17 protein-coding genes, 12 tRNA genes and 1 pseudogene are annotated in these 13,512 nt (G+C 37.2%); 24 read left to right on the top strand and 6 right to left on the bottom strand.

Going from position 1 to position 13,512, the window contains the following annotated elements; translation table 11 throughout:
• Positions 1-53 precede the first annotated feature (53 nt).
• The 12 genes from QM887_RS08100 (at position 54) to QM887_RS08045 (ending at position 1,079) form a co-directional block, all read left to right on the top strand.
• Positions 54-126: transfer RNA gene (locus QM887_RS08100), tRNA-Val, on the top strand.
• A gap of 5 nt (positions 127-131) precedes the next feature.
• Positions 132-202 (top strand) — tRNA-Gly (locus QM887_RS08095).
• Between the two features lie 33 nt (positions 203-235).
• Positions 236-309, top strand: a tRNA-Ile gene (locus QM887_RS08090).
• A gap of 11 nt (positions 310-320) precedes the next feature.
• Positions 321-392 (top strand) — tRNA-Glu (locus QM887_RS08085).
• A 5-nt stretch (positions 393-397) separates the two neighbouring features.
• A tRNA-Ser gene (locus QM887_RS08080) sits at positions 398-487 on the top strand.
• 10 nt (positions 488-497) lie between these two features.
• A tRNA-Met gene (locus QM887_RS08075) sits at positions 498-571 on the top strand.
• A gap of 4 nt (positions 572-575) precedes the next feature.
• Positions 576-648, top strand: a tRNA-Phe gene (locus QM887_RS08070).
• Positions 649-658: 10 nt separating this feature from the next.
• A tRNA-Tyr gene (locus tag QM887_RS08065) sits at positions 659-739 on the top strand.
• A 5-nt stretch (positions 740-744) separates the two neighbouring features.
• Positions 745-815, top strand: a tRNA-Trp gene (locus tag QM887_RS08060).
• Positions 816-829: 14 nt separating this feature from the next.
• Positions 830-902 (top strand) — tRNA-His (locus tag QM887_RS08055).
• Between the two features lie 12 nt (positions 903-914).
• A tRNA-Gln gene (locus QM887_RS08050) sits at positions 915-986 on the top strand.
• Between the two features lie 9 nt (positions 987-995).
• Positions 996-1,079 (top strand) — tRNA-Leu (locus QM887_RS08045).
• 85 nt (positions 1,080-1,164) lie between these two features.
• On the opposite strand, the gene QM887_RS08040 is transcribed toward QM887_RS08045, so the two are convergent.
• From QM887_RS08040 to QM887_RS08020, 5 genes and pseudogenes are all read right to left on the bottom strand, one after another.
• Complete coding sequence (locus QM887_RS08040) at positions 1,165-2,298, bottom strand: tyrosine-type recombinase/integrase (protein ID WP_414271223.1); 1,134 nt, start codon at positions 2,296-2,298, stop codon at positions 1,165-1,167.
• A 3-nt stretch (positions 2,299-2,301) separates the two neighbouring features.
• The gene (locus QM887_RS08035; protein ID WP_000598356.1) at positions 2,302-2,496 is read right to left on the bottom strand and encodes a DUF3173 domain-containing protein; all 195 of its coding nucleotides are present in this window, start codon (positions 2,494-2,496) and stop codon (positions 2,302-2,304) included.
• A 59-nt stretch (positions 2,497-2,555) separates the two neighbouring features.
• Positions 2,556-2,942: a hypothetical protein gene (locus QM887_RS08030; RefSeq protein WP_001096843.1), complete on the bottom strand. Its 387-nt coding sequence runs from the start codon at positions 2,940-2,942 to the stop codon at positions 2,556-2,558.
• Positions 2,943-2,944: 2 nt separating this feature from the next.
• Positions 2,945-4,141: pseudogene (locus QM887_RS08025) on the bottom strand (replication initiation factor domain-containing protein).
• A 40-nt stretch (positions 4,142-4,181) separates the two neighbouring features.
• Positions 4,182-4,655: a hypothetical protein gene (locus QM887_RS08020; protein ID WP_070505300.1), complete on the bottom strand. Its 474-nt coding sequence runs from the start codon at positions 4,653-4,655 to the stop codon at positions 4,182-4,184.
• Between the two features lie 320 nt (positions 4,656-4,975).
• Between QM887_RS08020 and QM887_RS08015 the strand changes: the two genes are divergently transcribed.
• The gene (locus QM887_RS08015) at positions 4,976-5,422 is read left to right on the top strand and encodes a helix-turn-helix transcriptional regulator (RefSeq protein WP_000287814.1); all 447 of its coding nucleotides are present in this window, start codon (positions 4,976-4,978) and stop codon (positions 5,420-5,422) included.
• Positions 5,423-5,585: 163 nt separating this feature from the next.
• On the opposite strand, the gene QM887_RS08010 is transcribed toward QM887_RS08015, so the two are convergent.
• Positions 5,586-5,912 (bottom strand): DMT family transporter, encoded by a 327-nt coding sequence (locus QM887_RS08010; RefSeq protein WP_049505554.1) that lies wholly within the window; start codon positions 5,910-5,912, stop codon positions 5,586-5,588.
• A gap of 190 nt (positions 5,913-6,102) precedes the next feature.
• Here QM887_RS08010 and QM887_RS08005 point away from each other — a divergent pair, with 190 nt between their 5' ends.
• The 11 genes from QM887_RS08005 (at position 6,103) to comGG (ending at position 13,503) form a co-directional block, all read left to right on the top strand.
• A complete protein-coding gene (locus tag QM887_RS08005; RefSeq protein ID WP_247943199.1) occupies positions 6,103-6,483 on the top strand; it encodes an NAD(+) diphosphatase in 381 nt (126 codons plus the stop codon).
• A gap of 370 nt (positions 6,484-6,853) precedes the next feature.
• Positions 6,854-8,005 (top strand): N-acetylglucosamine-6-phosphate deacetylase, encoded by a 1,152-nt coding sequence (gene nagA / locus QM887_RS08000; RefSeq protein WP_414271222.1) that lies wholly within the window; start codon positions 6,854-6,856, stop codon positions 8,003-8,005.
• 140 nt (positions 8,006-8,145) lie between these two features.
• The gene (locus tag QM887_RS07995; protein ID WP_414271221.1) at positions 8,146-9,204 is read left to right on the top strand and encodes a zinc-dependent alcohol dehydrogenase family protein; all 1,059 of its coding nucleotides are present in this window, start codon (positions 8,146-8,148) and stop codon (positions 9,202-9,204) included.
• 136 nt (positions 9,205-9,340) lie between these two features.
• Positions 9,341-9,718: a DUF1033 family protein gene (locus QM887_RS07990; RefSeq protein ID WP_414271220.1), complete on the top strand. Its 378-nt coding sequence runs from the start codon at positions 9,341-9,343 to the stop codon at positions 9,716-9,718.
• 54 nt (positions 9,719-9,772) lie between these two features.
• Entirely contained in the window at positions 9,773-10,714 is a 942-nt protein-coding gene (comGA, locus tag QM887_RS07985) for a competence type IV pilus ATPase ComGA (protein WP_414271219.1), read from the top strand.
• Positions 10,635-11,678, top strand: a complete 1,044-nt coding sequence (comGB, locus tag QM887_RS07980) for a competence type IV pilus assembly protein ComGB (RefSeq protein ID WP_414271218.1) — start codon at positions 10,635-10,637, stop codon at positions 11,676-11,678. Before comGA ends, comGB begins: the two co-directional genes overlap by 80 nt.
• Positions 11,679-12,002 (top strand): competence type IV pilus major pilin ComGC, encoded by a 324-nt coding sequence (comGC, locus tag QM887_RS07975; RefSeq protein ID WP_315640431.1) that lies wholly within the window; start codon positions 11,679-11,681, stop codon positions 12,000-12,002.
• Positions 11,965-12,399, top strand: a complete 435-nt coding sequence (gene comGD / locus QM887_RS07970) for a competence type IV pilus minor pilin ComGD (protein WP_075230215.1) — start codon at positions 11,965-11,967, stop codon at positions 12,397-12,399. The genes comGC and comGD overlap by 38 nt, the downstream gene beginning before the upstream one ends.
• Positions 12,362-12,664, top strand: coding sequence for a competence type IV pilus minor pilin ComGE (gene comGE, locus QM887_RS07965; RefSeq protein ID WP_414271217.1), 303 nt, complete (start codon positions 12,362-12,364; stop codon positions 12,662-12,664). The genes comGD and comGE overlap by 38 nt, the downstream gene beginning before the upstream one ends.
• On the top strand, positions 12,627-13,088 hold the full coding sequence (gene comGF, locus QM887_RS07960; RefSeq protein WP_414271216.1) for a competence type IV pilus minor pilin ComGF: 462 nt from the start codon (positions 12,627-12,629) through the stop codon (positions 13,086-13,088). The genes comGE and comGF overlap by 38 nt, the downstream gene beginning before the upstream one ends.
• On the top strand, positions 13,066-13,503 hold the full coding sequence (comGG, locus tag QM887_RS07955; protein WP_414271215.1) for a competence type IV pilus minor pilin ComGG: 438 nt from the start codon (positions 13,066-13,068) through the stop codon (positions 13,501-13,503). Before comGF ends, comGG begins: the two co-directional genes overlap by 23 nt.
• Positions 13,504-13,512 lie beyond the last annotated feature (9 nt).

The raw sequence follows: 13,512 nt of genomic DNA, 5'->3' as shown, positions 1-13,512 counted from the left end.
CCGGAAGTAGTTGGGGGTTGCCCCCTGTGAGATAAGGAAGTCGCTTAGCTAAAGGGAGTTTAGCTCAGCTGGGAGAGCATCTGCCTTACAAGCAGAGGGTCAGCGGTTCGATCCCGTTAACTCCCATTTTAGCGGGTGTAGTTTAGTGGTAAAACTACAGCCTTCCAAGCTGTTGTCGCGAGTTCGATTCTCGTCACCCGCTTTGAACTTTGTTCATTACCAAGTTTTTTAACTTGGGCGCGTAGCTCAGGTGGTTAGAGCGCACGCCTGATAAGCGTGAGGTCGGTGGTTCGAGTCCACTCGTGCCCATTTAAGAATATGGTCCGTTGGTCAAGGGGTTAAGACACCGCCTTTTCACGGCGGTAACACGGGTTCGAATCCCGTACGGACTATTATTGGAGGATTACCCAAGTCCGGCTGAAGGGAACGGTCTTGAAAACCGTCAGGCGTGTAAAAGCGTGCGTGGGTTCGAATCCCACATCCTCCTTTATTATTAACGCGGGATGGAGCAGCTCGGTAGCTCGTCGGGCTCATAACCCGAAGGTCGTAGGTTCAAATCCTGCTCCCGCAATTTTGGCTCGGTAGCTCAGTTGGTAGAGCAATGGATTGAAGCTCCATGTGTCGGCGGTTCGATTCCGTCTCGCGCCATATATATTAAGGAAGGGTAGCGAAGAGGCTAAACGCGGCGGACTGTAAATCCGCTCCTTCGGGTTCGGGGGTTCGAATCCCTCCCCTTCCATAGTAACGGGCATAGTTTAAAGGTAGAACTAAGGTCTCCAAAACCTTCAGTGTGGGTTCAATTCCTACTGCCCGTGTTTCTTAAATTATGGCGGGTGTGGTGAAGTGGTTAACACATCAGATTGTGGCTCTGACATTCGGGGGTTCGATTCCCCTCACTCGCCTATTTATATTATTGGGGTATAGCCAAGCGGTAAGGCAAGGGACTTTGACTCCCTCATGCGTTGGTTCGAATCCAGCTACCCCAGTTATACTTTGCCGGCGTGGCGGAATTGGCAGACGCGCTGGACTCAAAATCCAGTGTCCGCAAGGACGTGCCGGTTCGACCCCGGCCGCCGGTATAGTATTAAAGACAAGGTTTTCGGACCTTGTCTTTTTCTTTTATTTGTTGAATTTTTGATGCTGAGTTACTAAAAATTACTAATTCTATAACAAATCATCTAATTTATCCGCTAATTTTTGTTGCTTGCTTGGATACAAATGTGAGTATGTATCTATTGTTGTAGTTATAGATGCATGGCCTAATCTTTCTTTTACGACAAGATAATCTTCTCCTTGATTTATTAGCAGTGAAGCATGTGAATGTCTGAAGTCATGAATTCTTATCTTTTTTAAAGAACTATTTCTTTGCAATATTTTTTTATATTGTTTTTCGATTGAATCTTTAGTTATTGTAATAGGGCTATTTTGAAATATCTGTAGATCATCTAGGTTAGTTGTAAATTCTTTCAATCTCTCATGTTGTATCTGTTTCCAGTCTTCTAGTGTCTCCACTAGTTTGGCGTTCATGATGATTCTTCGGGTTCCAGCTTTTGTCTTTGTACTACTAATATGTTCTTCACCTTTTTTAACGTATACTGATTTACTTACATGGATTGTATTTGTTGAAAACTCTATATCCTTCCACGTTAGAGCAAGAGCTTCTCCCAGTCTTAGACCAGTAAAAAATAGAACTGTAAATAGTAATTTGATATTGCATTCATCGTCGTTAAATAGTGTTAAGAAGTGCTTGAATTCTTTTATTGTCCAGAAATTTAATTTCGCTTTTTCTATTGGTAATTTTTTCAGTAATCCTACGGGATGTTCCTTGTAAAATCCCTTTCTTAATCCAACATCCAGAATTTTCTTTAGTAAAATTATAATTTTATTAATAGTATTTGGACTTAGCTTCTTTTCCGAGTTTTGAGCATTTTTATCTCTTAGATGTTCTCTGAATTGATAGATATCTTCATAAGTTAATTTAGCTACATCATCAACTTTTTCAAAATAGTTTTTTATATGCCTGTTATAGTTGTTTTCTTGTGTATCTATATAGCTTTGTTTTCTGTTGTTTATTTTATCCTCTTCTTTTAAGAGATCATAAAGGATATCAATTGATATTTTTGAGTTGAAACTTTTTTCTTTAAGTTCGACACTTCGTAAGTATTGTTCGGCCTCCAATGCTTCTTTTTTAGTTTTGAATCCTTTTCTTACAATTCTACGTTGTTTTAGAGATATTGGATTTATACCATTGGAAACGTCGACAATCCAAGTTCCGTCTCTACTTTTACGTAAAGCCATAAGCTACGCTTCTTTCTGGAGTTCAATTCCTAGTAGTTCTTCTGCGACACTGGCTGGAATTGTACCAATCCGTTTGTTATCGTAGATGTTAAAACCACGATTCACTAATAGTAATTTGCCGGTATGGATAATCTTTCTTGCAGTTCCTGGAGCAAATCCAAGTTCGATAAGGTCATCTTTTGTTACAGTTTTAATCATGTGATCTCCTTTTCTAATTAGATTAAGTAAGGGGAGGATTATCTCCCCTTGTCTGATACTTATTTTTGTTTTACATCTACTAAATGGATAGCATCCGCCTTGTAATACATTGTCGTGCTAATCATAGTAGCTTGTAAATTGTCAAATGTAACTGGCACCTCGTCCATTGCTTGGATATAGTCATTATCAACCAAGGCATCTGGATTGTCTACTGAGACTTGGGTTGATTTCTTTTTGAATTGTCCATCCTTGATTGTTACATTGTATTTCCAACCAATGATTTTATCGGTATTAAAACGTCTCTCACTACCATCTCGGTTTTTGATAATTTCTCCGTTTGCATCTGCTCGGACTTCCGTTTCAAATTTTGGAATAACTTCATCCAATTCAAATTTTGTTCCAATGTTATTAAAATTCCAGTCATTTTGTGAAAGCATTTTTGCCATAATTAATTTCTCCTTTTGATATTTTCTTTGATTGTAGGTATCAAATCTTCTCTTTTAAAGAGAATTGCCCTTTCTATTAATCCACTTGCTAAATCTGGTGGATATTCCATATTGTTGAGTGCGAGATAGTTAGATTTCTCATACTCATACAGTAAGTTATTGTCGTATAGAAATTTATACGCTTTTAGAATAGCTCCAGAACCTTTATAGGTAAACCATTCTAATTTTTGTTCTAGTTCTGTTTTTGGTTTTGAAATAATGATAGAGACAGGTTTTTAGTGACCTAAAAACTTTTCCCAAGATCTCAAAGGTTTTGAGAAGTGACTATCACTATAGAACCTCACTTTTTCTTTGAGGTATCCCTTGGTAAAGTTAAGAAGATCTATTTCTGAATGCAACCATTCTTGAATGAAGTAGTGAGCTTTTTCTTTCCTAAGTTCTAACTCCGTTCTTATCCAATTTTCTATATAACGCTTGCTGATACCGAGCTTCTCAGCTCGTTCTAAGCGCTTATCGTAAATTCTAAGTCTTTCATCATCATTGGGTTTTCTTAAATATAAGGTCTGGCCGATTGTTTCATCTCCGTAGGTATTGTAGTAGGTGCTTTTTCCATATATAAAGCGTTTCTTCTGACAGATCTTTAGAAGCTGATTAGGAGTGAAATAGGGTGTTTCATTAAAATCATCTATTGCAATATCAGTTCGTCTTACTGAAAATTGATTGTAATTGTAGTAGAGATTGTTCAGAAACTGTCTTTCGGACAGACTATTTGGATCTAATACCATATCTCTATAGAATTCGAGTGCCTGTCCTGACATGACAAGCATGTAGGACGACTCTTTCGATCCATAGTAGATACGGATGTTCCCATAATGAAGCTGGCTATCATAGTTATAGTATTTAAGGCTCCCCTTATTCTCAATAAATAGGTCAAAGTCAAGAAATAGGATGTCTTCGATTATTTCTCTTGGCGAAAATTCAGTCTTATCAAACTGAATTTGAATCCAGTCAAATACAGAACGTAAATGCTCATTTTTTGCCATAGATTTTGATTCAACTTTTTGCCTAATTTTGCCACCCTTAAAATCTCCAAAACCCTTGGGAATACTGAATTCTTTCGATGGTACACCTAACTTGCAGAGGGTGGTGTTACTACACACCCTATCGGTCAAAAATGGTCCGTCCGCATTTACGCTCATTTTCGGCTTTCTGCCTCATGGCTCAGCCGAAAACTCGCTATTAGCCGAACCTATTTTTTGACCTCTTGTTAACAAACCCTAGTAAGCCGGTTTGCATCGACTCTTCAATATCTTGGATTTTCTTTTTTAGGTTGGAATTCTCAATTTGTATCAGTCGTATTTCTCGCTTAAATTCCTGTTTTAAGGCGCTCAGTTCATCGTAGAGCTCATCTATTACTTGGTTTAGGGATTCTTGCTCATTGTCTGTTAGACTCCCAAATACGGCTTGTATAGCCTCTTTGAGACCTATTTCAAGTTTTAGGTTAGCTAACTTTTGAAATTGTCTAAGGTCTTCGTCTGTAAAGTCATAGGCAACTGTATAACTTAATTGATGAGTTCTGGGATTTCTACTGATAGGAACTTTAATTTTCTTAAATTCCTTGCCACTTATCTCTTTAATCAGTTGAATCCAATTTTTAAGAGTAGAGGTAGAGTTTAGGCCAGAAATTTGATTGACTAACTCTTTATTGGTCATCTTTTTGTGAAACCTCCGAAATTTTCTTGTGCAACTGAAGAGTTTTCTGTGGTATAATTGTTACATAATATGTTTTGATCTTGGAACGAACGGCACATTTGTTTCAAGATTTTTTTATTTTGTCGAATCCTACCTCCTTTATTAAAATTTTTTAAATCGACTACTAGTTACATACGCTTTTACCTCCTTTTATGCTATAATATTCTCAATGGAATATTCAATCTCAAAATAAATATTCCTTATGGAATAATTCTATTTTATACCGTTTAGAATATTTTGTCAAGCTAAAATATACGAATAAGAATATCTATAGGAGAATTATGTATACAGAGGATTATAAATTTTCAGAGAGGTTAAAAACTCTCAGAAAATCAAAAAAGTTAACTCAAGTACAAATATCGGAATTAATTGGAGTTCAACAAGGGACATATTCTCGGTGGGAGAATGGAACGTTAGAACCAGGATTAGAATTCGTTGTGAAATTAGCAAATATCTTTGGGACTACTACAGATTATTTGCTGGGACAAAAACCTTATTCAATTATCAGTAGTTTACCTCTAGAACAATTAGATCTTACCAATATTGCAAACTTTTCAAAGGATGAGTTTGATATTTTGAAACATTCAATAGCAGTTTCGGTGGCAAGAAATAAAATAAAGGCAACAGAACTAAAAGATAGAGTTATAGAAAAAAATCAGTTGTCAGAAAAAGATGCAGAACTTTTGAATAAGATTTTTGAAGAAGTTAAAACTTATTGGGAAAATTAGGAGGACGCTAGTCTTCAAAATTCCCTCCCAAAATGTGTCCAAAATATTGACAGAATTCTAGCTTTTCATTATAGTTCTTATGGAACTTTTTTTCTACAACAAAATAGGCTCCATAATATCCATAGGGGATTTACCCACTACAAATAGTATAGAGCCGGTTTTATTAATGTCCTGCATTTCCTAATAAGTTAACCATGACAACACCAATGATAATCAAAATTAAACCGATAATGCTATAAACATTTAGTGTTTCTTTGAAAATCATTACTGAGATAGAGGCTATCAAAACTAAACCGACAGCTGACCATGTTGCATAAGCTATTCCTACAGGAATTTTTTGCATTGCTAGTGATAAGAAATAGAAACAAACGCCATAGCTAAGTAGGGCAGAAACGGTTGGAATAGGCTTTGTAAAACCGTCTGATAATTTCAAAAGGTTAGTTCCCAATATCTCTCCTACAATGGCGATAAAAAGATAAAAGTATGACATGTCTTTAACCTCCTATATGTCATGTTTTTGCTCTAAGAGCTATTATAGCTATCCGTTTTTTATAAATCTTGGCACAAGTCATGAGAATTTGTAGTAAAACTGTGGCAGACACTTTTTCAGAACCAATAGCTGATAAGTTTAGTATATCATAAGATAAATTTTAAATAAAGTCTTGATTTATTTCAATGTCTTGCGTGGTCTCGATTTTACTGGTAAAATTACTTTTAAGAACTTTAAAAAAGAGGCTTCTATATTTGACAAAACAATGACTTGTTGTCCCGAATGTGGGCATCCTTTGGAGAAAAAATTTTTAAAAGATGAGGGAGATATTCCTTATTGTTCACAATGTGCGAGTTTTCGTTTTCCAGTCTTTAATACAGCAATTAGTGCGATTTTATTTAATGAAAAACATGATAAGATTCTCTTGATTAAGCAATATGACATGGCTGAGCATATTTTGCTAGCTGGTTATGTGTCTAATGATATTCACAACCAATTTCTACAATCATTAAAGGCAATTAATTTAGCCTCTCTTATTACGGATATGGGTAATAAAATTGCACAAAACTAGTCCAAAACTCTTTTTAATAAGGAGTATACTTTCTAGCATTTTATAGTTACTAAAAAGTATCTAAACTTTGGAAGTGATACTAAGTTTTAAAAAATATTATGGAAAAAAAGCTTATAAAATCAATATTTCTGAGATTTAAAACTAATAATATTAGACTCAAAATCCAGTGTCCGCAAGGACGTGCCGGTTCGACCCCGGCCGCCGGTATAGTAGAGAAGACAAGGTTTTCGGACCTTGTTTTTTTTTTTCAAATAAAGTTTAAAAAAATTTTACTAAAAATAGGTCTATACCATTTACAAATTCTTTTGAAAGGTTTATAATGTAATTGACATAATAAATAGTAGAATATTTTCTTAAGGAGGTTTTCATTATGCCTAAGTATATTAAAGCTGATCAATTTTTCTATCCACATGGTATTCGTCGTGGAGGTTATTTGGAACTTATTGATGGCAAGTTTGGTAAGCACGTTGAAGAGATTTCTGAGGATGTTGAAATTCTAGACTACTCTGGTTATAGCATTGCACCTGGTCTAGTTGATACTCACATTCACGGTTTCGGTGGTGTCGATGTTATGGATAACAATATTGAAGGTACACTTCATACGATGAGTGAAGGTCTTCTTAGTACTGGTGTTACTAGTTTTCTTCCAACTACTCTTACTTCATCATTTGAACAGTTGCTAGCGGTTACTGAGAACATTGGTTCACGCTATCAAGAAGCATCTGGTGCTAAGATTCGTGGTATTTATTTTGAAGGACCTTACTTTACTGAAGAATTTAAGGGTGCTCAAAATCCTGCCTATATGAAAGACCCCCGTATGGATGAGTTCCGAGCATGGCAGAAGGCTGCTAATGGTCTTCTTAATAAAATTGCTCTTGCACCTGAACGTGATGGGGTTGAGGACTTTGTACGTACTGTTACTGGAGAGGGTGTAACTGTTGCTCTTGGTCACTCTAACGCTACCTTTGATGAAGCTAAAAAAGCTGTTGACGCTGGTGCAAGTGTTTGGGTTCATGCTTATAATGGTATGCGTGGATTAACTCACCGTGAGCTTGGTATGGTTGGTGCCATGTATCAGCTTCCTCATACTTATGCTGAGTTGATCTGTGATGGTCACCACGTAGATCCTAAAGCTTGCGAAATTCTTCTTAAACAAAAAGGGACTGAAAATATTGCTCTTATCACTGACTGTATGACAGCGGGTGGTTTGCAAGATGGGGACTACATGCTAGGAGAATTCCCAGTTGTGGTTGCAAATGGTACTGCACGTCTCAAATCTACTGGGAACTTGGCAGGTTCTATCCTAAAACTTAAGGATGGTCTCAAAAATGTTGTTGAATGGGGCATTGCAAATCCACATGAAGCAGTTATGATGGCCAGTCTTAACCCAGCAAAATCAGTTCATATTGATGATGTTTGCGGACAAATCCGTGAAGGCTACGATGCTGACTTTATCGTTCTTGATAAGCATTTGGAATTGGTAGCAACTTACCTTGACGGTGAAAAACGTTATCAAGCATAATCTCTAAAGTAGAAACTAATTTAGTTTCTACTTTTTTTAATTTAATTTGTTAATTTCTTCACATATCACTTGATTTTATTTATGAAAAGGCTTACAATTATGATATAAACAATACAAATAAAAAAACGGAGGTAAGCTTTATGAAAGCCTATACTTATGTTAAACCAGGACTTGCTTCATTTGTTGATGTTGACAAACCAGTTATTCGCAAGCCAACTGACGCTATTGTGCGTATTGTAAAAACTACTATTTGTGGAACAGATCTTCATATTATTAAAGGTGATGTCCCTGCATGTAAGAGTGGAACTATCCTTGGCCATGAAGGAATCGGGATTGTAGAGGAAGTTGGAGCAGGAGTTTCAAACTTTAAAAAGGGTGATAAGGTTCTGATTTCTTGTGTTTGTGCCTGTGGTAAATGCTACTACTGTAAAAAAGGAATCTATGCTCACTGTGAAGACGAAGGTGGATGGAGTTTTGGACATTTGATTGACGGTATGCAAGCAGAATATCTTCGTGTGCCTCATGCTGATAATACTCTTTATCATACTCCAGCTGACTTGTCTGATGAAGCCTTGGTTATGTTATCTGATATCCTACCAACTGGTTATGAAATTGGTGTCTTAAAAGGGAAAGTTGAGCCTGGCTGTAGTGTAGCTATCGTTGGTTCAGGGCCAGTTGGCTTGGCAGCTCTCTTGACTGCACAATTCTACTCACCAGCTAAATTGATTATGGTAGACTTAGATGATCACCGTTTGGATACTGCTGTTTCTTTTGGTGCTACTCATAAAATCAACTGTGCAGATGCTGAAAAGGCTATTCAAGAAATCTACGATTTAACAGATGGTAGAGGGGTTGATGTAGCTATCGAAGCAGTTGGGATCCCACAAAGTTTTGACTTCTGTCAGAAGATTATTGGGATTGATGGAACGGTAGCAAACTGTGGTGTGCATGGCAAGCCAGTTCAGTTTGATTTGGATACTCTATGGATTCGTAACATTAACGTGACTACTGGATTGGTTTCTACCAATACAACTCCTCAGCTTTTGAAAGCCTTAGAAAGTCATAAAATTGAACCAGAAAAATTGGTAACTCATTATTTCAAACTTAGTGAAATCGAAAAGGCCTATGAAGTATTTGGTAAGGCTGCTGATCATCATGCGATTAAAGTGATCATTGAAAACGATATTTCAGAAAGTTAATCTTATCTTTGAATCCAGTTATTTTTTTGAATAGCTGGATTTTTTTGAAAAAAGCTTTATAATTCGTGAAAATGAGCAAATTTCTTTCATTATTCTAAAAAATTCGCTATAATATACGGTACAAAGGAAGTAAGAAATGTATCGAGTTATAGAAATGTATGGAGATTTTGAGCCTTGGTGGTTCATAGAAGGATGGGAAGAAGACGTCATTAGTAGTAAGAAATTTGAAAATTACTATGATGCCTTGAAGTGTTATAAATCTTGCTGGTTTGAACTGGAAAAGAAAATTCCACTATATAAAAGTCGAGGAGACTTAATGACCATATTTTGGAATCCAGAGGATAAGCGTTGGTGTGAGGAATGTGATGAATTTCTGCAGCAATATCATTCCTTGGCTTTATTGGAGGATGGGCAAGTCATTCCAGATGAAAAATTTAGACCTGGCTATGAAAAACAAACAGGGCTTGAGGTGCACAGAACCTGCCGTATCAAAAAAGAAGGGACAACTTTTTAAGGAAGTTGTTCTTTTTTTGTATTTTCTTCGAATAATAACAGTAAGGAGGAAGATATGGTACAAGCACTTGCACAAGAATTGATTACACTGGCCAAAAAAGAAGGAGCTCAAGACATCTATTTTGTTCCTAAAAATCTGATCTATGAGCTACATATGCGAATTGGAGACGAGAGGCGATTTATTGATAGTTATGACTTTGAAAAGTTGGGTGCTGTCATTAGTCATTTTAAGTTTGTTTCGGGGATGAATGTTGGAGAAAAGCGTCGTAGTCAGCTTGGGTCCTGTGATTATCAGCATGATGGCAAGGTTTCTTCACTACGCTTATCGACGGTAGGAGATTATCGTGGTCATGAGAGTTTAGTTATTCGCCTTTTACACGATGAAGAGCAAGAGTTGCGCTTCTGGTTTCAAGACCTTAAGGAACTAGAAAAGGGCTTTAGGCAACGCGGCCTTTATCTATTTGCAGGACCTGTAGGAAGTGGTAAAACTACATTAATGCATGAATTAGCTAAGTCATTGTTTAAGGGACAACAAGTCATGTCCATTGAGGACCCAGTCGAGATTAAGCAAGAAGAAATGCTGCAATTACAACTCAATGAAGCTATTGGACTGAGTTATGAAAACTTGATAAAACTTTCTTTGCGACACCGCCCAGATCTTTTAATTATTGGAGAAATCCGGGATAGCGAAACAGCCCGTGCTGTTGTAAGAGCGAGCTTAACGGGAGCTACAGTGTTTTCGACCATCCATGCAAAGAGTATTCGTGGGGTCTATGAGCGTCTTTTAGAACTTGGTGTCAGTGAAGATGAACTCGCAGTTGTTTTACAAGGTGTTTGCTACCAGAGACTAATCGGGGGAGGAGGAATTATTGATGTTGCAAACCAAAATTATTCAGAACACCAGGCAGAAAAGTGGAATGAGCAAATTGATCAGCTTCTTAAAGACGGACATATCACTGCCCTTCAAGCTGAAACGGAGAAAATTAGCTACCAGTAAGCAGAAGAAAATCATCACTCTCTTTAACAATTTGTTTTCTAGTGGTTTTCACTTGGTAGAAATCATTTCCTTTCTTGATAGAAGTCTTTTGTTGGAGAAGGAATATGTTTCACAGATGCGCCTAGGACTATCGAAAGGAAAATCTTTCTCGGAAATGATGGGGAATTTAGGTTTTTCGAGTGCGATTGTCACTCAACTTTCATTGGCTGAAGTTCATGGAAATCTTCATTTGAGTTTGGGGAAAATTGAAGAATATTTGGATAATCTTGCTAAGGTCAAGAAGAAGTTAATTGAAGTTGCGACCTACCCACTTATTTTGCTAGCTTTTTTACTGTTAATTATGCTAGGATTGCGGAATTATCTCTTGCCCCAACTGGATAGTAGTAACATAGCTACCTTAGTGATTAGTAACCTGCCACATATTTTTCTTGGGCTTGTTCTAGCGTTAGGTCTACTATCTTTAACAGGGCTGATTTTCTACAGGAAATCTAAGAAGATACAAGTCTTTTCTTATCTGGCTAGAATCCCCTTTTTAGGTGTGTTTGTTCAGTATTATCTAACTGCCTATTATGCTCGGGAATGGGGAAATATGATTGGGCAAGGTTTAGAGTTGGCACAGATTTTCCAGATGATGCAGGAGCAAGGAAATCCTCTTTTCAAAGAAATTGGATACGATTTAGATCAAGCTTTGCAAAATGGGCATGAATTTTCTAAGATTGTTCAGACCTATCCTTTCTTTAGAAGGGAGTTGGGATTAATCATTGAATATGGAGAGGTTAAATCCAAGTTGGGAAGTGAAATGGAAATCTATGCGGAAAAAACCTGGGAATCCTTCTTCACCCGAGTCAATCGGACCATGAACCTTGTTCAACCGTTGGTTTTTATTTTTGTGGCCCTACTAATCGTTTTATTGTACGCAGCTATGTTGCTGCCCATGTATCAAAATATGGAGGTAAATTTTTAGATGAAAAAGATGATGATGAAATTAAAAGAAGCTAAGGTAAAAGGGTTCACACTGGTAGAAATGTTGGTGGTGTTGCTTATCATTAGCGTCCTACTCTTACTGTTTGTGCCAAATCTTACTAAGCAAAAGGATGCAGTCAATGATAAGGGGAAAGCAGCTGTCGTCAAGGTGGTAGAAAGCCAAGCTGAACTCTATAGTCTGGATAAAAATGAAGATGCTAGTCTAAGCAAATTACAGGCAGATGGACGTATCACTGCTGAGCAAGCAAAAGCTTACAAAGAGTATCATGATAAACAAAAGACAAGTCAAACAGTTGCGGATTAGGGCTTTTACCATGCTAGAAAGTCTATTGGTTTTAGGGATAGTCAGCATTTTGGCTTTGGGTTTGTCAAGTTCAGTTCAATCCACTTTTGCGGCGGTGGAAGAGCAAATTTTCTTCATGGAGTTTGAGGAACTTTATCGAGAAACCCAGAAACGAAGTCTGGCTAGTCAACAAAAAATGAATTTAATGTTAGAAGAGAGGAGCATTAGTAATGGTTATCAAAAGTTAGCCATTCCTAAAGGGATTCAGCTTCAGTCACATCAGTCAATAACATTTGATAAGGCTGGAGGTAGTTCCTATCTGGTTAGCATCAGATTTCAAACAAGGAAAGAAGTAGTTCGCTATCGACTAAATATAGGAAATGGAAAGATTAAACGTATTCAAGAAGCAAAAAATTAAGGCTGTTATTTTACTAGAGGCAGTGATTTCACTAGCCATTTTTGCAAGTATTACAACCCTCTTGCTGGGACAAATTCAAGAAAGTAGAAAAAGAGAAGCAGAGCTTCTAAAACAGGAAGAAGTTTTGCGTGTAGCTCGTATGGCTTTGCAGACTGGACAAAAGCAGTTGACTGTCAATGGCCTTACGGTTCATGTTGTCTCGAATGAGCGAGGTTTGGAGGTGTATCATGGAACTGAAAAATTACTGGCGATTCAAGATAAGTAGAGTCAGAGCGTTTACTCTTTTAGAATCCCTGGTTGCTCTTATTGTGATTAGCGGTAGCTTGCTTCTTTTTCAATCTATGAGCCGACTCTTGGTTTCAGAGGTTCGCTATCAGCAGAGAAGCGAGCAGAAGGAGTGGCTCTTATTTGTGGATCAACTAGAAGCGGAGTTGAATCGAGCCCAGTTTGAAAAAGTTGAGAATGATAGACTTTATCTCAAACAAGATGGTAAACCTATTTCCATGGGTAAATCAAGGTCAGATGATTTTCGGAAAACAGATGCTAGTGGACGTGGCTATCAACCCATGGTATATGGTCTTAAATCCGCTCGTATTTACCAAGAAGGTCAAGTAGTTCATTTCCATTTTCAGTTTGAAAAGGGACTAGAGAGGGAGTTTATCTATCGTGTTGAAAAAGAAAAAAGTTAAAGCAGGCGTTCTTCTTTATGCCCTTGTAATGGCAGGTATTTTTAGTCTTCTGTTGCAATTTTATCTGAACCGGCAAATAGCTCATCATCAGGATTATGTCTTAAATAAAGAGAAACTGGTGGCTTATGCGATGGCTATGAGAACCTATGAAAGAGCTAATTCTGAAAGTGGAGAACAGTCATTCAATGTAGGAAAGTCAACTTATCGTAATGACGAAAAGGGCTTCACAACGACTATTTCTACAGAAAAAAATCAATTTGAATTTCGTTTTCCACCTTTGAAAAAGACCGACGACAAGACGAAGAAAACAGAAAAAAAGTCTAAAGAAGGAAGTGAGGAGAAAAAAGAAGAACAGGTTAAAAAAGAGATGGCTATGTCTTCCAAATTAGCACCTTCAAAGAACGGCACAGAGTAGTTTGGACGA

Origin of the sequence: Streptococcus infantis (assembly GCF_047460875.1) — a bacterium.
GTDB classification, from domain to species: domain Bacteria; phylum Bacillota; class Bacilli; order Lactobacillales; family Streptococcaceae; genus Streptococcus; species Streptococcus infantis_AA.
Note: the sequence above shows the minus strand (reverse complement) of the source record. Positions and strands in the feature narration are given on the sequence as shown.